Below are 21,855 nucleotides of genomic sequence, written 5' to 3'. Positions count from 1 at the left end.
TGATTCGCTTAGTGCCTGACAACGCGGCGTATATTAGGGGCAGCCGATTTTGGATGCAAGCGAAAATTTCAAAAATTTCAGCAGGTTATCCAGAAAATTCTAAACACCCCGGATTTGCTGGGGCCGCGCCGGCCTCTTCGCGGGCTTGCCCGCTCCCACAGAGACGCCGCAGCCCCGAAATCTGTGCAGGAAACAGGCAAAAAAAGCCCCGCAGATGCGGGGCTCATGGTGAAGCAGATCAGCCAAAGACGATTTCGTCGCCTTCCACCTTGGCGGTAATCGCTGTCCCCGGCATGAACTGGCCTGCCAGGATCAACTGCGCCAGCGGGTTTTCGATCCAGCGCTGGATCGCCCGCTTCAGCGGCCGTGCGCCGTACACCGGGTCGTAACCCACGGCAATCAGCTTGTCCAACGCCTCGGGGCTCAGGCTCAGCGACAGTTCGCGCTCCAGCAAACGGCTGCGCAGGCGGCCCAGCTGGATTTCGGTGATGCCGGCAATCTGCTCGCGGCCCAGTGGCTCGAACACCACCACTTCGTCGATACGGTTGATGAACTCCGGACGGAAGTGCGCCCCCACCGCATCCATCACCGCCGCACGCTGCGCCTCGCGGTCGCCTACCAGTTCCTGGATCTGCGCCGAGCCCAGGTTGGAGGTCATCACGATCACGGTGTTGCGGAAGTCCACGGTGCGCCCATGGCTGTCGGTCAGGCGGCCGTCTTCCAGCACCTGCAGCAACACGTTGAACACGTCCGGGTGGGCCTTCTCCACCTCGTCCAGCAGCACCACCGAGTACGGCTTGCGGCGTACCGCTTCGGTCAGGTAACCGCCCTCTTCATAGCCTACATAGCCTGGCGGGGCGCCGATCAGGCGAGCCACGGAGTGCTTCTCCATGAACTCGGACATGTCGATACGCACCATCGCTTCTTCGGTGTCGAACAGGAACTCGGCCAGCGCCTTGCACAGCTCGGTCTTGCCCACCCCGGTCGGGCCGAGGAACAGGAACGAGCCACTTGGCCGGTTCGGGTCGGACAGCCCGGCACGCGAGCGGCGCACGGCGTTGGCCACGGCGGTTACCGCTTCGCTCTGGCCGATCACGCGCTGGTGCAGCAGCGCTTCCATCTTCAGCAGCTTCTCGCGCTCGCCTTCGAGCATCTTGGACACCGGAATGCCGGTCCACTTCGACACCACTTCGGCAATTTCTTCCTCGGTCACCTTGTTGCGCAGCAACTGGTTCTCAGTCTTGCCGTGCTGGTCGACCATCTGCAGGCTGCGCTCCAGGTCCGGGATCACCCCGTACTGCAACTCGGCCATGCGGCTCAGGTCGCCTTTGCGACGGGCGCTTTCCAGCTCCTGGCGGGCCTGCTCGATCTTTTGCTGAATCTGCGCCGAGCCCTGCACTTCTGCCTTTTCCGAGGCCCAGATTTCTTCCAGGTCGGCGTACTCACGCTCCAGCCGCTCGATTTCCTCGGTCAGCTTCTCCAGGCGTTTTTTCGCCGCTTCGTCTTCTTCCTTCTTCAGCGCCTGAGATTCCACCTTCAGCTGGATCAGGCGGCGATCCAGGCGGTCCAGCACTTCCGGCTTGGAGTCGATCTCCATGCGGATGCGGCTGGCCGCTTCGTCGATCAGGTCGATGGCCTTGTCCGGCAGCTGACGGTCGGTGATGTAGCGGTGGCTGAGCTTGGCCGCCGCGATGATCGCACCGTCGGTAATGGCCACCTTGTGGTGCACTTCATAGCGCTCTTTCAGGCCACGCAGGATGGCGATGGTGTCTTCCTCGCTCGGCTCCTCGACCAGTACCTTCTGGAAGCGCCGCTCCAGGGCGGCGTCTTTCTCGATGAACTGGCGGTATTCGTTGAGCGTGGTGGCACCGACGCAGTGCAGCTCGCCACGGGCCAGGGCCGGCTTGAGCATGTTGCCGGCATCCATGGCCCCCTCGCCTTTGCCGGCGCCGACCATGGTGTGCAGTTCGTCGATGAACAGGATGATCTGGCCTTCCTGCTTGGACAGCTCGTTCAGCAGGCTTTTCAGGCGTTCTTCGAACTCGCCGCGGTACTTGGCACCGGCGATCAGCGCGCCCATGTCCAGCGCTAGCAGGCGCTTGCCTTTGAGGCCATCCGGCACTTCACCGTTGATGATGCGCTGGGCCAGGCCTTCGGCGATGGCGGTCTTACCCACACCGGGCTCACCGATAAGCACCGGGTTGTTCTTGGTACGGCGTTGCAGCACCTGTACGGTACGGCGGATCTCGTCATCGCGGCCGATCACCGGGTCCAGCTTGCCTTCTTCGGCACGCTTGGTCAGGTCGACGGTGTACTTGTCCAGGGCCTGGCGCGACTCTTCGGCATTGGCGTCATTCACCGCCGCGCCGCCGCGCAGGTTGTTGATGGCGTTTTCCAGGGCCTTCTTGCTCACGCCCTGGCTCAGCAACAACTTGCCAAGCTTGCTGTTCTCGTCCATGGCGGCCAGCAGCACCAGCTCGCTGGAGATGAACTGGTCACCTTTCTGCTGGGCCAGGCGGTCAGCCTGGTTGAGCAGGCGCGCCAAGTCCTGCGACATGTTCACGTCGCCGGTGGGGTTCTGGATTTTCGGCAGCTGGTCGAGTTCTTTCACCAGCGCCTGGCGCAGGCTGTTGATGTCGAAACCTACCTGCATCAGCAGGGGCTTGATCGAACCGCCCTGCTGCTCGAGCAATGCCTGCAACAGGTGCACGGGCTCGATGGCAGGGTGGTCCATGCCAACGGCCAGGGATTGGGCATCGGATATGGCAAGCTGCAGCTTGCTGGTCAAACGGTCTATTCGCATGGTGTACCTTCCTTTAAAGGGCAGGTCGGAGCGATGGACAGCGCCTGTTTATGAAGAAACCTGCCTGAGATGACCTTATAGATAAGGCTGATTCTGGAAGATTCAAGCGTAGCGGGGTTGACTGGGGTCAACCTGTTCGATTGGCGCTGGGGCATTCGCGGGTGAACCCGCTCCCACAGGGACTGCACCGCTCTCAAGGCCTGTGATTATCCTGTGGGAGCGGGTTTACCCGCGAAGAGGCCGGTACAGGCTAGCGCCGTTCCAGCCACACCAGGGAAGCAAACCGCCCGCCCTGCGGCGTACGGCGATAGGAGAAGAACCGCTCATCACTGACCGTGCACCAGCCACCGCCATACACGGCAGTCACCCCACGGGCAGCCAGGCGAATGCGCGCCAGTTCATAGATGTCGGCCAGCAGCTTGCCTGGCCGCTCGCCTTCGACGAAGGCCCGCGCCGCTTCGGGATGCACGGCAGTGAACGCATCACGCACTTCCAGCCCGACTTCGAAGGCCTTGGGGCCGATCGCCGGCCCCAACCACACCAACACCTCTTCCGGGGCCAGCGCCAGGCGGTCCAGCGTGGCCTCCAGCACACCGCCAGCCAGCCCGCGCCAACCGGCGTGCGCCGCCGCCACGCGGGTACCTGCCCGGTCGCAGAACAGCGCAGGCAGGCAATCGGCAGTCATCACGGCACAGGCAATGCCAGGCTGGTCGGTCCAGCTGGCGTCGGCTTCGGCTACCACTGCCGGGTCGGCAGCCGCCACCACCCGCCCGTGTACCTGCTTGAGCCAGGCCGGCTGGATGGCGAACGCGTCGCCCAGGCGGCGACGGTTTTCGGCGACCGCAGCAGGGTCATCGCCCACATGGTCGCCAAGGTTGAAGGTTGCATAGGGCGGCAGGCTGACGCCGCCCTGACGAGTAGTGACACAGGCGCGCACCGAGGCCGGGGCTGGCCAGTCGGGGAACAGCAGCGACTGCGTCAGGCCACTCATCCGATAAAGCTCTCGCGGTCCTGGTTCAGCAGCGACAGCAACCAGACGAAATCGTCCGGCAGCGGCGATTCCCACTTCATGACTTCACCGGTAATCGGGTGGGCCAATGCCAGGAAGCGCGCGTGCAGCGCCTGGCGCGGGAAGGTCTTCACCGCCTCGACCATGGTCGGGCTGGCAGCTGGCGGAATGCGGAAGCGCCCGCCGTAGGTCTGGTCGCCGACCAATGGGAAGCCAACGTGGGCCATGTGCACGCGAATCTGGTGGGTACGGCCGGTTTCCAGCTTGACCCGCACGTGGGTGTGCGAGCGGAAGCGCTTGAGCACCCGGTAGTGGCTGACCGCAGGCTTGCCGCCGTCGGTAACCGCCATGCGCTGGCGCATGCCGCCGTGGCGGCCGATCGGCGCATCGATCTTGCCACCGGCGGTGACCACGCCGATCACGATGCACTCGTAGATGCGGCTGACCTTGCGCGCCTGCATCTGCTCGACCAGACGGGTCTGCGCCTGCAAGGTCTTGGCCACCACCATCAGGCCGGTGGTGTCCTTGTCCAGGCGGTGGACGATACCGGCGCGCGGTACGTTGACGATGTCAGGCACGTGGTGCAGCAGGGCATTGAGCAACGTGCCGCTGGCATGCCCGGCGGCCGGGTGCACAACCAGCCCGGCAGGCTTGTTGATGACCATGATATGGTCGTCTTCGTAGACGATATCCAGCTCGATGTCTTCGGCGACCCACTCGCCCTGGGCCTCTTGCTCGGCCTCCAGGGTAAGTTGCGAGCCACCATAGACGAGGTCTCGAGGGCGCACCACGGCACCATCGACCGTCAGGCGGCCTTCTTTGATCCACGAAGTCAGCCGGGAACGCGAGTACTCGGCGAACAATTGGGCGGCGACCTGGTCGAGGCGTTGACCGCCCAGTTCGGACGGCACCTCTGCGCTAAGTTGAATGATCTCGGACATGCTCGATTCGGCGGGCGCACAGCCTTTGGTTTCGGCTGCGAGCTTGTGGTTAAATACGACTTCTTTTGTCCCGGGGTTGGCCGGGGCGCTCATCATAACAGGACGGCACCGCCCAAGACAGCGGCCGTCAAAGGGACGCAAGCCGCCATGCAAGTGAAACACCTGCTGCTGATCGCCATCCTCGGGCTCACCGCGGCCTGTTCCTCCAATAAGGAAGTCATCGACGAGAACCTCAGCGAGGCCGAGCTGTACCAGCAGGCTCAAGCTGACCTGGACAACTCCAGCTACACCAGCGCCGTGAACAAGCTCAAGGCCCTGGAGTCGCGCTACCCGTTCGGCCGTTATGCCGACCAGGCGCAGCTCGAGCTGATCTACGCCAACTACAAGAACGCCGAGCCCGAGGCTGCCAAGTCGGCTGCCGAGCGCTTCATCCGCCTGCACCCGCAGCACCCGAACGTCGACTACGCCTACTACCTCAAGGGCCTGACCTCGTTCGACCAGGACCGTGGCCTGGTGGCGCGCTTCCTGCCGCTGGACATGACCAAGCGTGACCCGGGCGCCGCGCGCGACTCGTACAACGAGTTCGCCCAGCTGACCAGCCGCTTCCCCAACAGCCGCTACTCGCCCGATGCCAAGCAGCGCATGATCTACCTGCGCAACCTGCTGGCTTCGTACGAAATCCACGTTGCCGACTACTACCTGAGCCGCCAGGCCTATGTAGCCGCCGCCAACCGTGGCCGCTACGTGGTCGAGAACTTCCAGGAAACCCCATCGGTCGGCGACGGCCTGGCGGTGATGGTCGAGGCGTACCAGAAGATGCACCTGGACGAGCTGGCCGCCACCAGCCTGGAAACCCTGAAGCTCAACTACCCGGACCACCCGAGCCTGGCCGATGGCGAGTTCCAGCCCAAGCAGACCGAGTCTGACGGCCGTGGCTGGCTGTCCAAGGCCACCCTGGGCCTGATCGAGACCGAGACCCCGCTGCCGCCGGGCGAAACCCGCGCCAACCAGGATGTGGTCAAGCAGTTCCAGGATGCGCGCGACGAGATGCCGCGCGAGCTGCTGCCGACCGACGAGAATGGCGACCCGATCGTGCCGGAAGGGCCGAAGGAAGCCGAGCAAGACCGCTCCTGGTTCAGCTACATGACCTTTGGTCTGTTCGACTGACCCAGCGCGGTACATGAAAGGGAGGCCCAGGGCCTAATGCCAGTCAGTTAAGCTGACTGGCATTAGGCCCTGGGCCTCCCTTTTTTATTGGCCGCGTCCTAGACTGTCGGCTTCTTCAACCGACAAGCTGGACACCATGGTTCGCCTACTTTTCTGGATCGCCCTGATCGCCGCCGCGTTCTGGCTGTGGCGCAAGTTCAAAGCCAGCCAACAGTCGCACCCCGAGGCGAAGCTGGATGCACCGCTGACGATGGTGCGCTGCGCCCATTGCGGCGTGCACCTGCCCAACGACCGGGCGTTGCAGCAGGGCAGCGAGTGGTATTGCAGCCAGGCACATCTGCAGCAAGGGCCTGGCCGCCAGGACTAGACTCAAATCTCCTCTGGCCTCTTCGCGGGCACGCCCGCTCCCACAGGTACAGCACAAGGCTCAAGGCCTGTGGGGTACCTGTGGGAGCGGGCGTGCCCGCGAAAAGGCCCTCAGCCCAGCCGCCCCTCTGGCGCATACGGCGCCGGGTCGATGATCGGCTCGGCACCGGTCAGCAAGTCGGTAAACAGCTGACAAGAAGCCGGTGCCAATACCAGCCCGTTGCGGTAATGACCGCAGTTCAGCCACAGCCCTTCATGCCCAGGTACCCGCCCGATGTACGGGATACCTTCCGGCGAACCCGGCCGCAGCCCGGCCCAATGCGCCATCACCTCGGCCCCCTCGAGCCCTGGCAGCAATTCCACTGCCGACGCTTTCAGGCTTTCCAACGCATCAACGGTGGGCGTCTTGTCATACCCGGCGTGTTCCAGGGTACTGCCCACCAGAATATGCCCGTCACGCCGCGGGATGGCATAGCGCCCTTTGGCCAGCACCATGCTCGGCAAAAAGTCTTCGGCGCACTTGAACAGGATCATCTGGCCTTTCACCGGTTCCACCGGCAGTTCGAGGCCAAGCGTGCGCAACAGGTCGCCGCTCCAGGCCCCGGCGCTGAGCACCACTTCATCAGCCGCCAGCACACCATCGGCCGTCTGCACGCCGCTTACCCGCCCGCCCTGCTGGACGAAGCCGGTGATCTGGCAGTGCTCGCGCAAGGTCACGTTGGGCAGCGCCAGCAACGCCGCCTTGAGCGATTTGACCAGGCGCGGGTTGCGCACGTTGGCCACCCCAGCCATGTAGATGGCACGCTTGAAACCAGCGCCCAGCACTGGCACGGCGTCGTAAACCGCCGAGATATCCACGGCGCTCAGCGGCCGCTGCTCGCGCCCGGCCCAGGCCAGCGCTTCGGCTTCGTCGTCCAGGTCGAGCCAGTACAGGCCGGTGGTGTGTACTTCGGGGTCGACACCGGTGCTGGCGAACAAGCGCTCGCCCAGCTGTGGGTAAAAGTCCTGTGACCAGTGTGCCAGGGCAGTCACTGCCGGGCTGTAGCGCCACGGGTACAGTGGCGAGACGATGCCACCCCCGGCCCAGGACGATTCGCGGCCGACTTCACCCTGGTCACACACCACCACCTGGCCGACCTTGGCCGCCAGGTTGAATGCCGTCAGCAGGCCAATCACCCCGCCGCCGACCACCACTACTTGCTTGCTCATCTGTCGATCCAACACCTGAAGTAAATCCGCGATGCACCGGGCATCATTCAACCTTCAGCTTCCCCAGCAGTGCTCGCCGCCGGCAACGGCCCCTGGGTTGCTCCGCACGCCGGCCTGGTCGAGCTGGAAATCGCCACAGCGGTCCTGCGCCATCAGCCCGCTCGGCAGCCTCCGGGCACGCAGCGTGAAAGTGTCGCTGTCGCGCTGGGCCTGCAGGCTGTAATAACGGTTGGCGGCGGGCAAGGCCGGGTCGCCTTCGGCATATTGGCCGGTGCGCACGCGGTGGCGCTCCAGGCGCAGGGCGGCATCGTGCAGCAGGCCGACCACTTCGCTGCGTGCGGCTCGCCGTAGCTGGTCGCTGTAACTTGGGTAGGCAATGGCTGCCAGAATGCCGGTCACGGCCAGCACAATCAACAACTCGATCAGGCTCATGCCTTGCTGCATGTCAGTCTCCTCGCAATCTTTGCCGCCAGGTGATGCGCCGGGGGCTGTCGTCGGCCACCGCGTAGACAGCTTCCAGCACATGCCGTGCCTGCGCCTGCAGGCTGACCGCGGTGACCCGGTACAGGGTGACCAGCTGGCGTTCCGGCATATGCGCAACGCGTTCGCTGGTGCCAAGGTTCTGCAGCTGGAAGTAGCCGGTTGGCGTGCGCTGCCATTGCCCGGCCAGTTCATGCGGGCGGCTGGGCGGCAGGCAACCGTCACACTGTTCAGGAGGCGCCCGCTCGAGCTCGCCCGCCCCCACCAGCAATGTGGCCTCGGCCTGCTCCAGCGCCAGCAAGCCTTCGCTCAGGTAGCCGGTCATCCGCGTTTCCATCAGCGCAGCGCGCAAGGCGGACGCTGCTAGCAGGCCCAACAGCAGGCTCAGGACCAAGGCCAGCAACAGGACCACACCACGCTGGCGGTTCATGAGGCGGGTACCCGGTTGCGCAGTGCCACGCTCAGTGCGTGATGCTGCTCCAGCTGCAATGTCGGCTCATACAATGTCAGCTGCAAATCAACCCGTTCGCCTGGCACATGCACCACCTGCAAGGCTCGCACATGCTCGACCAGCGCCCGGTTGATACCACTACGGTTGAAGAACAGCTTGTTGTTTTTCAGCACATAAAGATGCTGGCTGATGGGGACAGCCGTAAGGTTTTTGCTGCCCGGTACCCAGCCCTTGTACACCCGGGCCTCTTTAGTACAGTCTGTCAACAAGGTCCACTCCGGGTCGCCGGCATGCCCGGGCAACTCGGCTACCACCAGGCTCAGGCTTGCCGTGCCGACCACCAATGGCCGGGCGAAGACCTGCTGGTCGGCGGGGTCCTGGAAATCGTCAGGCTGAAGGCGCAGGCAGCCGAACATCCCGGCCATGCGGATATCCTGGGCGATGCGCAGCAGCGCGAGGCGGGCATCTTCGTGCATACGCGTTGCCGCCCCCTGCACGCGCCAGGTCTGGTGGCTTGAAACAAAAAGCTGGCTGACTGCGGCCAGCAGCATCAACCCGATAGCCAATGCCAGCATCAGCTCAAGCAAGCCAAAACCACGCTGAACGCGACTCATGAGCGCCGCCTTTCTTGCTCACTGTGCGCCGCCATCGCCGCCTGCCCGTTGCGGCGCGCGTCCTGTGTAGCCTGCAAAGCCTGTAGCTGCAGGGCCGCCGCAGCGAACATGCCCACGGCCACGACCGCTACCGCCAATAACACCTCAAGGAGCGTCATGCCCCGTTGCCTTGCGTGCATCCCTGCACCTCCTGCGACTTTTCCTGCAATTGCCTTGAACCCCGGCGACTGGAACGCATGTCCAACGTCCGTGAAGCTATAGCCAAGCACTTCCTTGGGAGAAATGCACGGTGAAGCAACGAGGCGTAACACTGATACAAATGTTGTCGGCCTTGGCCGTGGCGATGTTGCTGACACAGCTCGGCATGCCGGCCTACGCCAGGTTGAGCGATGACCTGCACAGGGCGGCGGCAGCCCGTGACCTGGCGCAGGCACTGCGCAGTGCGCGCAGTCATGCCTTGTTGCAGGGCCAGCCGGTGCTGGTGCAGGCGCTGGAGGGCGACTGGGGGAATGGTTGGCAGGTGGTGCTGGAGCACAATCAGCAGGTGCTGCGTGAGCAGCGCCTTGCACGGCCCCTGAAAATCACCAGCAATCGCGGTGCCCGGTTCAAGTTCAGTGCGCTGGGGGAGCCCATGCTGCTGGGTAGCAACTGGCTGGGGACGACGCTGCTGGTTTGCGACCGCGCATCTGCTACCAGCCGATATCAAGTAGTGCTGGCGCCGAGCGGGAAAGTCAGCTTGCTTACAGAGGAGCGCAACAGCACCCGGTGTGCGGCCTCTTAGCCTCGGTTGGCTGTGCCGGCCCTATCGCCGGCAAGCCAGCTCCCACAGGTACTGCGTGAGCCATAGCCCTGTGCAATTTCATGTGGGAGCGGGCGGGTTCAGATCAGCGACCGAACCCGCAGCTCTTTGGGCATGGAGAAGGTGATGTTCTCTTCTCGCCCATCCAGCTCTTCAGCGCCGGTGGCGCCCCAGGCCTTGAGCTGCTCGATCACGCCACGCACCAGCACTTCGGGGGCCGAAGCACCGGCGGTGATGCCAATTCGCGCCGCCTGGTCGAACCAGCCACGTTGCAGGTCTTCGGCACCATCGATCAGGTACGCCGGGGTGCCCATACGCTCGGCCAGTTCGCGCAAGCGGTTGGAGTTGGAGCTGTTCGGGCTGCCAACCACCAGCACCACATCGCATTCGTCCGCCAGCTGCTTGACCGCATCCTGGCGGTTTTGCGTGGCGTAGCAGATGTCGTCCTTGCGCGGGCCGCCGATGTTCGGGAAGCGCGCCCGCAGCGCGTCGATGACGCGGCTGGTGTCGTCCATCGACAACGTGGTCTGGGTGACGAAAGCCAGGTGATCCGGGTCTTTCACCTGCAGGTTGGCAACATCCTCTTCGTCTTCGACGAGGTAGATGGCGCCACCATTGCTGGCGTCGTACTGGCCCATGGTGCCTTCGACTTCCGGGTGCCCTTCGTGGCCGATGAGAATGCACTCACGGCCGTCGCGGCTGTACTTGGCCACTTCGATATGCACCTTGGTCACCAGCGGGCAGGTGGCGTCGAACACTTTCAGGCCACGGCCAGCGGCTTCCTGGCGCACGGCCTGGGAAACACCGTGGGCACTGAAGATGACGATGACATCGTCTGGCACCTGGTCCAGTTCTTCGACGAAGACCGCGCCACGGTTGCGTAGGTCTTCCACCACGAACTTGTTGTGCACCACTTCGTGACGCACATAGATCGGCGGGCCGAAGACTTCCAGCGCACGGTTGACGATCTCGATCGCCCGATCGACCCCGGCGCAGAAGCCGCGAGGGTTGGCGAGTTTGATTTGCATGCTCGGCTCCAGGCTTACAGGGCCTTCACCTCGAGGATCTCCACCTCGAAGGTCAGGGTCTTGCCAGCCAGTGGGTGATTGAAGTCGATGGTCACCTGGTCGTCATCGAACGCTTTGACCACACCCGGCAGCTCGGTGTTGGCGGCGTCGTTGAAGATGATCAGCAGCCCTTCGGACAACTCCATGCCCTCGAACTGCGACCGCGGCATGACTTGCACGTTCTGCGGGTTGGGCTGGCCGAAGGCGTTCTCCGGGGCCACCACGACGGTGCGCTTGTCACCGCCCTTGAAGCCGAACAGCGCGTTCTCGAAGCCAGGCAGCAGGTTGCCATCGCCGACCTTGAAGGTGGCCGGGGCTTTGTCGAAGGTGCTGTCGACGGTGTCGCCGTTTTCCAGGTGCAGCGCGAAGTGCAGGGTGACTTCGGTGTTCTGGCCGATACGGGTGTCAGTCATGGACCGGATCCTCGGACTTCTTGCTCTTGAACATATCCAGCGCCAGCATCACCGCACCAACGGTGATGGCGCTGTCGGCCAGGTTGAAGGCCGGGAAGTAATGGCGGTTCTGCCAGTGCACCAGGATGAAGTCGACCACATGGCCGAGCACGACACGGTCGTACAGGTTGCCGATCGCACCGCCCAGCACCAGCGCCAGCGCCACGGCCAGCCAGGTCTCGTTGCGCCCCAGGCGCTTGAGCCACACCACCAGCACGGCACTGACCACCACGGCGATCAGGGCGAACAGCCAGCGCTGCCAGCCGGAGCTGTCCGCCAGGAAGCTGAACGCCGCGCCGGTGTTGTAAGCCAGGGTCCAGCTGAAGTAGTCAGGGATGACCACGATCTGCTGGTACATGGTCAGGGCGTTGTTGAAATACAGCTTGGTGGCCTGGTCGAGGACCAGCACCACCAGGCTCAGCCAAAGCCATGCAAGGCGCCCGAAGCGCCCCGCTACAGGGTTAGGCATAGTGACGCACCTCGCCAGAGCCGCTCAGGTTGTCGACGCAACGGCCGCAGATTTCCGGGTGCTCCGGGTGGCTGCCGACGTCAGCGCGGAAGTGCCAGCAACGGCCGCACTTGGCGTGGCCGGACTTGACCACTTGCAGCTTGAGGCCTTCGACTTCGGTGGCCACGGCTTCGGCCGGGGCCTGCACGAACGGCACCACGCTGGCCGCCGAGGTGATCAACACGAAGCGCAGTTCGTCGCCCAGCTTGCCCAGGTCAGCGCTCAGGCCTTCGTCGGCATACAGGGTGACTTCGGCCTGCAGGTTGCCGCCGATGACCTTGGCGGTACGCTGGTTTTCCAGCTCCTTGTTGACCGATGCCTTCACGGCCATCACGCGGTCCCAATAGGCGCGGTCCAGCTCGGTGCCTTCCGGCAGTTCGCTCAAGCCCTGGTACCAGCCGTTGAGCATGACCGACTCGTTGCGCTCGCCCGGCAGGTACTGCCAGATTTCGTCAGCGGTGAACGCCAGGATCGGCGCGATCCAGCGCACCAGCGCCTCGCTGATGTGGTACAGCGCAGTCTGGCAGGAGCGGCGCGCGACACTGTTGGCGCCGGTGGTGTACTGGCGGTCCTTGATGATGTCGAGGTAGAAGCCGCCCAGCTCCTGCACGCAGAAGTTGTGCACCTTGGAGTAGACGTTCCAGAAACGGTACTCGCTGTAGTGCTCTTCCAGTTCGCGTTGCAGCAGCAGGGTGCGGTCCACCGCCCAGCGGTCCAGCGCAAGCATGTCTTGCGGGGCCAGCAGATCGCGCGCCGGGTCGAAGCCGGACAGGTTGGACAGCAGGAAGCGCGCGGTATTGCGGATACGCCGGTAGGCGTCGGCGCTGCGCTGCAGGATCTGCTCGGAAACGGCCATTTCACCGGAGTAGTCGGTAGCCGCTACCCATAGGCGCAGGATGTCGGCGCCCAGGGTATTGTTGACCTTTTCCGGCTCGATCGTGTTGCCCAGCGACTTGGACATCTTGCGACCGTTCTCGTCCACGGTGAAGCCGTGGGTCAGCAGCTCGCGGTACGGCGCGTGGCCGTCGATGGCGCAACCGGTCAGCAACGACGAGTGGAACCAGCCGCGGTGCTGGTCGGAACCTTCCAGGTACAGGTCGGCACGCGGGCCGGTGGCGTGGCCGATGTCGTGCGAGCCACGCAGTACGTGCCAGTGGGTGGTACCCGAGTCGAACCAGACATCGAGGGTGTCGGTGATCTTGTCGTACTGCTCGGCTTCGGCGCCCAGCAGTTCGGCGGCGTCCAGCTTGAACCAGGCTTCGATGCCTTCCTTCTCGACGCGTTTGGCCACGGCGTCCATCAGCTCGACGGTGCGCGGGTGCAGTTCACCGGTCTGCTTGTGCAGGAAGAACGGGATCGGCACGCCCCAGTTGCGTTGACGCGAGATGCACCAGTCCGGGCGGTTGGCGATCATCGAATGCAGGCGCGCCTGGCCCCAGGCCGGGACGAACTTGGTGTCTTCGATGGCTTTCAGCGCGCGTTCACGCAGCGGCTCGCCGGTGCTCGGCTGCTTGTCCATGCCGACGAACCACTGCGCGGTGGCGCGGTAGATCAGCGGGGTCTTGTGGCGCCAGCAGTGCATGTAGCTGTGGCTGATGGTTTCGGTGTGCATCAGCGCACCGACTTCGCCGAGCTTCTCGACGATGGCCGGGTTGGCCTTCCAGATGAACTGGCCGCCGAAGAATGGCAGCGAATCGACGTACACGCCGTTGCTCTGCACCGGGGTGAGGATGTCGTCGTTGACCATGCCGTAGCGCTTGCAGGTGACGAAGTCGTCTTCACCGTAGGCTGGCGAGGAATGCACCACGCCGGTACCGGCGCCCAGTTCGACATAGTCGGCCAGGTAGACCGGCGACAGGCGATCGTAGAACGGGTGGCGGAAGTTGATCAGTTCCAGTGCCGAGCCCTGGGCGGTGGCGATCACCGAGCCTTCCAGGTCGTAGCGCTTCAGGCACGACTCGACCAGCTCTTCGGCCAGCACCAGCAGGCGCTCGCCGGTATCGACCAGGGCGTACTTGAACTCCGGGTGGATGTTCAGCGCCTGGTTGGCCGGGATGGTCCACGGGGTGGTGGTCCAGATCACGATGGCGGCTGGCTTGGCCAGCGAAGCCAGGCCAAAGGCGGCGGCCAGCCTGGCCTCGTCTGCGACCGGGAAGGCGACGTCGATGGTCTGCGACTTCTTGTCGGCGTACTCGACCTCGGCCTCGGCCAGCGCCGAACCGCAATCGAAGCACCAGTTCACCGGCTTCAGGCCCTTGAACACGAAGCCTTGCTTGACCATTTCGGCCAGGGCGCGGATTTCGCCGGCCTCGTTGGCGAAGTTCATGGTCTTGTACGGGTTGTCCCAGTCACCCAGCACGCCCAGGCGGATGAACTCGGTCTTCTGCCCTTCGATCTGCTCGGCGGCATATTCGCGGCACAGCTCACGGGTGCGGTCAGCGGACAGGTGCTTGCCGTGAGTGACCTCGACCTTGTGCTCGATCGGCAGGCCATGGCAGTCCCAGCCCGGCACGTACGGCGCGTCGAAGCCAGACAGGGTCTTGGAACGGACGATCATGTCCTTGAGGATCTTGTTCAGCGCATGACCGATGTGAATCTTGCCATTGGCATAGGGCGGGCCGTCGTGCAGGACGAACTTGGGACGATCCTTGCCAATTTCGCGCAGCTTCTGGTACAGGCCAATGCTGTCCCAGCGCTGCAGGATCTGCGGTTCGCGCTGAGGCAGGCCGGCCTTCATGGGGAAGGCGGTGTCCGGAAGGTTAAGCGTGGCTTTGTAGTCGGTCATTTCAGGCTCTTCGTTAACGGTTGAGCGTGCCAATGTGCACGTGCGGCGGCGATATCCGCATCGATCGCCGACTTCAGCGCCTCCAGGGAGGCGAATCGCTGCTCTTCACGCAGCTTGTGGTGGAACTCCACCGTCAGGCGCCGGCCATACAGGTCGCCGGCATAGTCCAGCAGATGAATCTCCAGGTGCGGGCGCCCGTCACCGGCAACGGTGGGGCGCACGCCGATATTGCCGACACCCGGCCAGGCCTTGCCGTCGATCTCGATACTGGCCAGGTAGACCCCGGACAACGGCACGCGGCGGCGCTTGAGCTGGATGTTGGCAGTCGGTGTGCCGAGCTGGCGGGCCAGCTTCTGGCCATGCAGCACACGGCCAGTGATGCGATACGGGCGGCCCAGCAGGTGCTCGGCCAGCTCGAAGTTGCCTTCGGACAGGGCTTTGCGCACTTCGGTGCTGCTGACCCGCAGGCCGTCCTGGATCACCGTGTTGGCAGCTTCGACCGTGAAGCCGTACTGCTTGCCGGCCTCGATCAGGAAGGCGAAGTCACCGGCACGGTCGCAACCGAAGCGGAAGTCATCGCCCACTTCGAGGTGGCGTACCCCCAGGCCGTCGACCAGGATGGCCTTGACGAAGGCATCGGCGCCGAGCTTACTCAGGCGCTGGTTGAATGCCAGGCACAGCACCCGGTCGATGCCTTCGCCCGCCAGCAGCTCGATCTTGTCGCGCAGGCGCGCCAGGCGGGCCGGGGCGGTGTCGGGGGCGAAATACTCGCGTGGTTGTGGCTCGAAGATCACCACGCAGGTCGGCAGGCCCAAGGCCTGGCCGCGCTCGCGCAGGCGCGCCAGGATTGCCTGGTGGCCGCGGTGAACCCCGTCGAAGTTGCCAATGGTGGCGACACAGCCCCGGTGCTCGGGGCGCAGGTTGTGAAGACCTCGAACCAGCTGCATAACGCGCTTCTTGCTCATAAAGTGGCCGATTATAACCACACCCGGGCGCCGGTGACAGGCAACAGCGCCCAAGCGCGGCGTGGAATGCGAAAAACCGACGCCTGACCCGCCCGCGGCCTCAGTGCAAGGCCTTGCGGGCGAAATGCCGAGGCCGGAAGCCGCACAGGTACAGGCAGCCGAAATAGGTCACCACGCCCGCCACTACCAGCGCCCCCAGGCGCAGCAGGCGCTCGAGCATGGCGCCCTGCTCCCAGGCCGGCAGGTAGTGCATGCCAGCGAGCAACACCGCCGACATCAGCCCCACCGCCAGCACCAGCTTGAGCAGGAACAGCGCCCAGCCCGGCTGCGGCTGGAACAGTTGCTGGCTGCGCAGCTTCCAGTACAACAGGCCAGCGTTCAGGCAGGCCCCCAGGCTGATCGCCAGGGCCAGGCCGGCATGCGCCAGCGGGCCGATCAGGGCCAGGTTGAACAGCTGGGTGCAGACCAGGGTGAAGACCGCGATCTTCACCGGCGTACGGATATTCTGCTGCGCATAGAAGCCGGGTGCCAGTACCTTGACCAGGATGATCGCCAGCAAGCCCACGGAATAGGCGATCAGCGCCCGCTGGGTCATGGCCGCATCGGTGGCGGTGAACTTGCCGTACTGGAACAGCGCCACGGTCAGCGGCTCGGCGAGCAGCGCCAGGGCCAGGGTGCAGGGCAATACCAGCAGGAAGCACAGGCGCAGCCCCCAGTCGAGAATCCGTGAGTACTCCTCGCGGTCCTTGTTGGCGTAGGTCTTGGCCAGGGTCGGCAGCAGAATGGTGCCCAGGGCCACGCCCAGCACGCCGGATGGCAGCTCCATGAGGCGGTCGGCGTAGTACATCCACGACACCGAGCCTGCCACCAGGAAGGAGGCGAAGATGGTGTTGATGATCAGCGAAATCTGGCTCACCGAGACCCCGAGAATCGCCGGCAGCATCTGCTTGAGCACCCGCCACACGCCAGCATCGCGCAGGTTTACGCGCGGCAGCACGAGCATGCCGATCTTCTTCAGCGCCGGCAGCTGGTACAGCAACTGCGCCAGGCCACCGGCCAGCACGCCCCAGGCCAGGGCCATGATCGGCGGGTCGAAGTACGGCGTCAGCAGCACCGCGAAGGCGATCATGGCCACGTTCAGCAGGGTCGGGGTGAAGGCCGGAACCGAGAAACGGTTCCAGGTATTGAGGATCGCCCCGACCAGGGACGAGAGCGAGATCAGCAATATATAAGGAAAGGTGACCCGCAGCAGATCGGTGGTCAGCTGATATTTTTCGGCGTTGTCGACAAAGCCTGGCGCAGTGGCCCACACCACCCATGGCGCGGCCAGGATGCCAATGGCGGTCACCAGGGCGAGGGCCAGGGTCAGCAGGCCGCTGACGTAGGCAATGAAGGTGCGGGTCGCCTCCTCGCCTTGCTGGGCCTTGTATTCGGCCAGAATCGGCACGAAGGCCTGGGAAAATGCACCTTCGGCGAAGATGCGCCGCAGCAGGTTGGGCAGTTTGAAGGCGATGAAGAAGGCATCGGTGGCGATGCCGGCACCGAAAATACGCGCCAGGATAGTGTCGCGGACAAAGCCCAGCACCCGCGAAATCATGGTGATCGAGCTTACCGCAGCCAGGGATTTGAGCAGGTTCATCGAAAAGATTCACGCCAAGGGCAGAGGACGCTGCCAGACAGCGTCCGAATGTGCGATACTCCCGCGCCTTCGCAGGGGAGCCAAAAATTCCCGAGTTTACAGGTCGCGCAGCAGAAAGGAATCTTTCCCTCCTGTTGGCGCACCGCTCGGCGGAACCTTGCAGGTGGCCTTGACATCCGCTCGACTGATCGGCATGATTCGCGGCCTATTTTGTTTGCTATTTACCTAAAGTCTTTCGAGGAGCTCGACGGTGGCCAACACACCTTCCGCCAAGAAACGTGCAAAACAGGCTGAGAAGCGTCGCAGCCACAACGCCAGCCTGCGTTCCATGGTCCGCACCTACATCAAGAATGTAGTTAAAGCCATTGACGCAAAAGACGCTGAAAAAGCGCAAGCCGCTTACGTTCTGGCTGTGCCTGTAATCGACCGCATGGCCGACAAGGGCATCATCCACAAGAACAAGGCTGCTCGTCACAAAGGCCGTCTGAATGGCCACATCAAGGCGCTGAAAGAAGCTGCAGCTGCCTAAGCGACGCGCTAGTCGAAAAGCCGACCCTAGGGTCGGCTTTTTGTTGCCTGCGATTTGATGGCTTATCAGGGATAGGCTGATCTGGCTCATCGCTGGCAAGCCAGGCTCCTACAGGGATAGCGCCTGGCTTGAAGCCAATGCGGTCGGTGTGGGAGCTGGCTTGCCGGCGATGGGCCGCAAAGCGGCCCCCTCTGCAATCTTACTGGGCTAGCTGAATCTTCGGCGCCCACTGCAGCCATTCATCCTCGGCCTGGTCGAACAGGGCAAAGGTCTGCTGCGGCCGTGCCGGGTTACCCATCTGCTCGCCATCTGGCGTGGCGAAGGCGATACCGCCGTCGATCAGGGTCTCCACCGACTCGGTGCGCACCGTTGCCCCTTTGAGCAGCCCCCAGTCGAAACCGAAGCCACTGCTGTTCCAGAAGCGACTGCCGCTGCGCACCAACGCCGCATAGCGCGGCTCGATCAGAATATGGATCAGCACACGGTCAGCGCTCTGGCCCAATTCAAAGCCCGTCACCTTGCCCACAGCAACCTCACGGTAAGTCACCGGCACACCCGGCTTGATCGAGCCACGGCGTGGGGCGCTGAGCGTCAACGGCAGGCCGACTTCCGGCCCGGCCACCTGCGGGGCATCGGCCAGGGCGATGAAATCGCGCTGCGGGCCACGGTCCTTGGTCGCTGGCTGCACTTCCAGATACTGCCCACCCACCAGGGTGTCGAGGTTCTGGGTACGTACCAGGCCAAAGGCTGGCTTGACCACCCAGAACTGCGTACCGGCACGCGCGATACGGTCCGCCGCTTCGGTAATGCGTGCCCGCAGCAGCACCGCCTGCAGGTCATCGGTCAGGTCGACGCTTTCGACACTGCCCACATCCAGGCCGCGGAAACGAATCGCCGTGCCCGGCTTCAGGCCATCGGCGCGCTCCACGCGGATGGTGATCAAGGTACCGGCACGGTTGACCGCCTCCTGGCTGTCATGCAGGCGGAAGCGCGGAATATGTCGCTTGAGCGGCACATCAGGCCGCGGCGTATCGAATGCGATGCCACCCGCCATCAGCGTCTGCAGCGACTCACTCTTGATCTTGATGCCCGACAGGCCGCCGGTCAGGGTGATACCACTGACGTTCCAGAAGCGCGACGAACCGTTGACCAGTTTTTCGTACTCCTTTTCGATGTGCACACCGATCAGGATGCGGTTGCTGTTACGGGCGAACTGGTAGCTCTGCACGCTACCCACTTTCACCTGGCGGTACATCACCGGGCTACCGACTTCCAGCGAGCCCAGGGTGTCAGCGAACAACACCATGTGCAGGCCTGGTGCCTTGAGGTCGAGCGGCGGCGCCTTGGCGCGAGCTTCGAACTCACGCTCGGGGCGCGCGCCCTTGTCACCGGGACGAATGGCGATGTAGTTACCTTTGACCAGCGCTTCCAGGCCGGTGATACCCGCCAGGGAAATCGAGGGCTTGACCACCCAGAACTGCGTGCCCTCGACCAGATAATCCTCGGCCAACGGGTCCAGCGTAAGCTCGGCCGATGCGCTGGCCAGGTTGTCTTCCATCTTCAGGGTCTTCAGCGAACCTACCTGAATGCCCTTGTACATGACCGGCGTACGGCCAGCCTGCAGGCCTTCATAATCGCTGAGCTTCACCTTTACCCGGATACCAGCCTGGGCGGCGTCGAAGTCCTCGTACAGGCGGAACGGCAGGCTCGAGTCGGTCGGCGGGCTGTCCTTGCGGTGTTCCGGGGTGGCAAAGGCGATACCACCGGCGACAATGCTCGACAGCGACTCGCTACGCACTTTCACGCCGGACAACGAGGCATCGATGCTGACGCCGCTGGCGTTCCAGAAACGCGTGTGTTTACGCACCAGGCTGGCATAGCCCGGCTCGATGAAGACCTTGATCTCGACGGTGCTCTGGTCTTCGGACAGCCGGTAGCTTTTAACACGGCCCACCTGGATCTGCTTGTAGAACACCGGGCTGTCACGGTTGAGCGAACCCAGCCGCTCAGCCTTCAGGGTCAGGTGCAGGCCTGGCTCGGTGTCCGACAGCGGTGGCGCTACCTTCAGGGCGGTAAAGCGCTTGGTCCGCTCCCCCTCCCCCGGGCTGACGGCGATGTAGTTCCCTGACACCAGTGTTTCCAGGCCGGAAATACCTGCCAGGCTGACACTCGGCTTTACCAGCCAGAAGCGCGTACCTTTGGTCAGGTGCGGCTCGGCGGCCTTGTTCATTTCGATGGTGGCGATAACCCCCTGGTTATCACCCTTGGCATCGAGCACCAGGCTTTTGACCTTGCCTACCGGCATGCCTTTGTAGATCACTTCGGTCTTGTTGGCGACGATACCCTCGCCCGACTCGAAGCGGACTTCAATTTCCACCCCGGCATCACGGTAGGCCTGCCAGGCAAGCCAGCCGCCGATCATCAAGGCGATCAAAGGCAAAATCCAGATGGCCGACCAGTTCGAGGCTGGGCGGGTTTTAGCCGTTGGCAGGTCACTCATGGTCGTCATCCGACTCCGTGTTATCCCAGATCAGTCGCGGATCGAAAGTTAAAGCAGCAAGCATCGTCAGGATCACCACAGTTGCAAAGGCGACAGCGCCCAGGTTGGCTTCGACACTGGCTATTCGACCGAAATTCACCACCGCCACGAGGATGGCGATAACGAAGATATCGAGCATGGACCAGCGCCCAATGAATTCGATGAAGCGGTACATCAATATGCGTTGCCGCGCCGAGAGTGGCTGCCGGCGCTGAACCGAGTACAGCAGCAAGCCGATGCCCACCAGCTTGAAGGTGGGCACCAGAATACTGGCAATGAACACCACGGCGGCAATGGGTAACATGCCGTGCTTGAGCAAGGTGATGACGCCGGACATGATCGTGTCGGGGCTACCCTGGCCCAGCGTGCTCACGGTCATGATCGGCAGCAGGTTGGCCGGGATGTACAGGATCGAGGCGGCAATCAGCAGCGCCCAGGTGCGCGCGATGCTGTTCGGCCGCCGGGCATGCACGATCGCACCGCAGCGTGTACAGGTTTGTGACGCGCTGCCTGGCTGCCGCCTGTTCAGCTCGTGACATTCGTTGCAGACAAGAATGCCCGCATCAATCGCCCGCATGCAGGTCCTCCCCCGATAGCGCACTCCAGATCTGATGCGGTGACATCACCACTTCGAGCCACACCTGGACCAATAACAGGCTGATGAAACAGAACAGCCCCAGGCCTATGGTCAGCTCGGCAAGGTCAACCAGCTTGACGATGGCCACCAGCACGCCCATGAAATAGACCTCGAGCATCCCCCAGTCACGCAAGTGGTGATAGATGCGGTAGAACAGCAGGCCAAAGTTGCGCCCAACGTTCAGGCGGATGCTCAACAGCACGGCCAACTGGCAAAGCAGCTTCGCCAGAGGGATGGCCATGCTGCACAGGAACACCACCACCGCCACACCGCGCATTTCCGAGTTGTACAGGCCCACCACGCCGCTCCAGACAGTATCGTCCGATGTCTGGCCGAGCAGGTGCAGCTGCATGATCGGCAGGAAATTGGCCGGCACAAACAGCAGCAGGGCGGTGAGTACCAAGGCCAGGCTGCGGTTGACCACATTGTGCCGATGGGCGTAGAGCTCGTAGCCGCAACGCGGGCATTGGGCTTTTTCATCGTGCTGCAGCACCGGCTTGCGCAGCAGCAAGTCGCACTCATGACAGGCGACAAGCTGGTCCAGCGGCAGGCGGGCCAGGGTTTCAGGTTCGACAGGATTGGGCATATAGCGCTTCTGGATAGGTGCGTGGGCCTATTCTAGTGTTCTGGCTCGAATTGTGGGAGGAGATCACCGGTCAGACTGACAGGGTTGCTGGCGTGGTCCCTGTGGGAGCGGCCGTGGCCGCGAACACCGGCGCAGCCGGTGCCATGCACCGCGTCGTCTGCTTCGCGGGCTTGCCCGCTCCCACAGGGGGCTGCTTTTTTGCGGCACAAAGACAAAACCCCTACCTGCATGTGCAGATAGGGGTTTTGCGAAATGAATCTTGACGATGACCTACTCTCACATGGGGAAACCCCACACTACCATCGGCGA

General features: G+C 63.5%; 21 protein-coding genes. 4 read left to right on the top strand and 17 right to left on the bottom strand.

Annotated elements, in window-relative coordinates; translation table 11 throughout:
* Nucleotides 1–238 precede the first annotated feature (238 nt).
* From clpB to rluD, 3 genes are all read right to left on the bottom strand, one after another.
* Nucleotides 239–2,803, bottom strand: a complete 2,565-nt coding sequence (gene clpB / locus C6A77_RS11280) for an ATP-dependent chaperone ClpB (RefSeq protein WP_114169545.1) — start codon at nt 2,801–2,803, stop codon at nt 239–241.
* Between the two features lie 250 nt (nt 2,804–3,053).
* Nucleotides 3,054–3,794 (bottom strand): peptidoglycan editing factor PgeF, encoded by a 741-nt coding sequence (gene pgeF, locus C6A77_RS11275; RefSeq protein ID WP_114169544.1) that lies wholly within the window; start codon nt 3,792–3,794, stop codon nt 3,054–3,056.
* On the bottom strand, nt 3,791–4,753 hold the full coding sequence (rluD, locus tag C6A77_RS11270) for a 23S rRNA pseudouridine(1911/1915/1917) synthase RluD (protein ID WP_114169583.1): 963 nt from the start codon (nt 4,751–4,753) through the stop codon (nt 3,791–3,793). The genes pgeF and rluD overlap by 4 nt, the downstream gene beginning before the upstream one ends.
* Nucleotides 4,754–4,900: 147 nt before the next feature.
* On the opposite strand from rluD, the gene C6A77_RS11265 reads away from it, so the two are divergent.
* Complete coding sequence (locus tag C6A77_RS11265) at nt 4,901–5,920, top strand: outer membrane protein assembly factor BamD (protein ID WP_114169543.1); 1,020 nt, start codon at nt 4,901–4,903, stop codon at nt 5,918–5,920.
* Between the two features lie 136 nt (nt 5,921–6,056).
* Nucleotides 6,057–6,287 carry a PP0621 family protein gene (locus C6A77_RS11260; RefSeq protein ID WP_114169542.1) on the top strand — a complete coding sequence of 77 codons (231 nt, stop codon included), beginning with the start codon at nt 6,057–6,059 and terminating at the stop codon, nt 6,285–6,287.
* Between the two features lie 110 nt (nt 6,288–6,397).
* On the opposite strand, the gene thiO is transcribed toward C6A77_RS11260, so the two are convergent.
* From thiO to C6A77_RS11235, 5 genes are read right to left on the bottom strand one after another with little or no spacing between them, the layout of a single operon-like run.
* Nucleotides 6,398–7,495, bottom strand: a complete 1,098-nt coding sequence (thiO, locus tag C6A77_RS11255) for a glycine oxidase ThiO (protein ID WP_114169541.1) — start codon at nt 7,493–7,495, stop codon at nt 6,398–6,400.
* Nucleotides 7,496–7,549: 54 nt separating this feature from the next.
* The gene (locus tag C6A77_RS11250) at nt 7,550–7,939 is read right to left on the bottom strand and encodes a type IV pilin protein (RefSeq protein WP_114169540.1); all 390 of its coding nucleotides are present in this window, start codon (nt 7,937–7,939) and stop codon (nt 7,550–7,552) included.
* Between the two features lies 1 nt (nt 7,940).
* A complete protein-coding gene (locus tag C6A77_RS11245) occupies nt 7,941–8,405 on the bottom strand; it encodes a hypothetical protein (protein ID WP_114169539.1) in 465 nt (154 codons plus the stop codon).
* On the bottom strand, nt 8,402–9,040 hold the full coding sequence (locus C6A77_RS11240; RefSeq protein WP_114169538.1) for a prepilin-type N-terminal cleavage/methylation domain-containing protein: 639 nt from the start codon (nt 9,038–9,040) through the stop codon (nt 8,402–8,404). Before C6A77_RS11240 ends, C6A77_RS11245 begins: the two co-directional genes overlap by 4 nt.
* Nucleotides 9,037–9,219 carry a prepilin-type N-terminal cleavage/methylation domain-containing protein gene (locus tag C6A77_RS11235; RefSeq protein ID WP_114169537.1) on the bottom strand — a complete coding sequence of 61 codons (183 nt, stop codon included), beginning with the start codon at nt 9,217–9,219 and terminating at the stop codon, nt 9,037–9,039. Before C6A77_RS11235 ends, C6A77_RS11240 begins: the two co-directional genes overlap by 4 nt.
* Nucleotides 9,220–9,329: 110 nt before the next feature.
* Here C6A77_RS11235 and C6A77_RS11230 point away from each other — a divergent pair, with 110 nt between their 5' ends.
* Nucleotides 9,330–9,821 carry a GspH/FimT family pseudopilin gene (locus C6A77_RS11230; RefSeq protein ID WP_114169536.1) on the top strand — a complete coding sequence of 164 codons (492 nt, stop codon included), beginning with the start codon at nt 9,330–9,332 and terminating at the stop codon, nt 9,819–9,821.
* A 98-nt stretch (nt 9,822–9,919) separates the two neighbouring features.
* Here the strand turns inward: C6A77_RS11230 and ispH are convergent, their stop codons facing one another.
* From ispH to murJ, 6 genes are all read right to left on the bottom strand, one after another.
* Nucleotides 9,920–10,867, bottom strand: a complete 948-nt coding sequence (gene ispH, locus C6A77_RS11225; RefSeq protein ID WP_114169535.1) for a 4-hydroxy-3-methylbut-2-enyl diphosphate reductase — start codon at nt 10,865–10,867, stop codon at nt 9,920–9,922.
* Nucleotides 10,868–10,881: 14 nt separating this feature from the next.
* Nucleotides 10,882–11,319, bottom strand: coding sequence for an FKBP-type peptidyl-prolyl cis-trans isomerase (gene fkpB / locus C6A77_RS11220; RefSeq protein ID WP_003258215.1), 438 nt, complete (start codon nt 11,317–11,319; stop codon nt 10,882–10,884).
* Nucleotides 11,312–11,827 (bottom strand): signal peptidase II, encoded by a 516-nt coding sequence (lspA, locus tag C6A77_RS11215; protein ID WP_114169534.1) that lies wholly within the window; start codon nt 11,825–11,827, stop codon nt 11,312–11,314. The genes fkpB and lspA overlap by 8 nt, the downstream gene beginning before the upstream one ends.
* Nucleotides 11,820–14,651 (bottom strand): isoleucine--tRNA ligase, encoded by a 2,832-nt coding sequence (gene ileS / locus C6A77_RS11210; protein ID WP_114169533.1) that lies wholly within the window; start codon nt 14,649–14,651, stop codon nt 11,820–11,822. The genes lspA and ileS overlap by 8 nt, the downstream gene beginning before the upstream one ends.
* Entirely contained in the window at nt 14,648–15,598 is a 951-nt protein-coding gene (gene ribF / locus C6A77_RS11205; RefSeq protein ID WP_114169532.1) for a bifunctional riboflavin kinase/FAD synthetase, read from the bottom strand. The genes ileS and ribF overlap by 4 nt, the downstream gene beginning before the upstream one ends.
* Nucleotides 15,599–15,716: 118 nt before the next feature.
* Complete coding sequence (murJ, locus tag C6A77_RS11200) at nt 15,717–17,255, bottom strand: murein biosynthesis integral membrane protein MurJ (RefSeq protein WP_114169531.1); 1,539 nt, start codon at nt 17,253–17,255, stop codon at nt 15,717–15,719.
* Between the two features lie 250 nt (nt 17,256–17,505).
* Here murJ and rpsT point away from each other — a divergent pair, with 250 nt between their 5' ends.
* Nucleotides 17,506–17,784 (top strand): 30S ribosomal protein S20, encoded by a 279-nt coding sequence (rpsT, locus tag C6A77_RS11195; protein WP_003247625.1) that lies wholly within the window; start codon nt 17,506–17,508, stop codon nt 17,782–17,784.
* 199 nt (nt 17,785–17,983) lie between these two features.
* On the opposite strand, the gene C6A77_RS11190 is transcribed toward rpsT, so the two are convergent.
* From C6A77_RS11190 to C6A77_RS11180, 3 genes are read right to left on the bottom strand one after another with little or no spacing between them, the layout of a single operon-like run.
* Complete coding sequence (locus C6A77_RS11190; protein WP_114169530.1) at nt 17,984–20,284, bottom strand: MlaD family protein; 2,301 nt, start codon at nt 20,282–20,284, stop codon at nt 17,984–17,986.
* Complete coding sequence (locus C6A77_RS11185) at nt 20,277–20,900, bottom strand: paraquat-inducible protein A (protein WP_114169529.1); 624 nt, start codon at nt 20,898–20,900, stop codon at nt 20,277–20,279. Before C6A77_RS11185 ends, C6A77_RS11190 begins: the two co-directional genes overlap by 8 nt.
* Complete coding sequence (locus C6A77_RS11180; protein ID WP_114169528.1) at nt 20,887–21,546, bottom strand: paraquat-inducible protein A; 660 nt, start codon at nt 21,544–21,546, stop codon at nt 20,887–20,889. Before C6A77_RS11180 ends, C6A77_RS11185 begins: the two co-directional genes overlap by 14 nt.
* Nucleotides 21,547–21,855: the final 309 nt, after the last annotated feature.

It is taken from the genome of Pseudomonas sp. AFG_SD02_1510_Pfu_092, from assembly GCF_003331055.1.
Taxonomy (GTDB): domain Bacteria; phylum Pseudomonadota; class Gammaproteobacteria; order Pseudomonadales; family Pseudomonadaceae; genus Aquipseudomonas.
The sequence above is the reverse complement of the archived record's forward strand: the minus strand, read 5'-3'. Positions and strand labels throughout refer to the sequence as shown.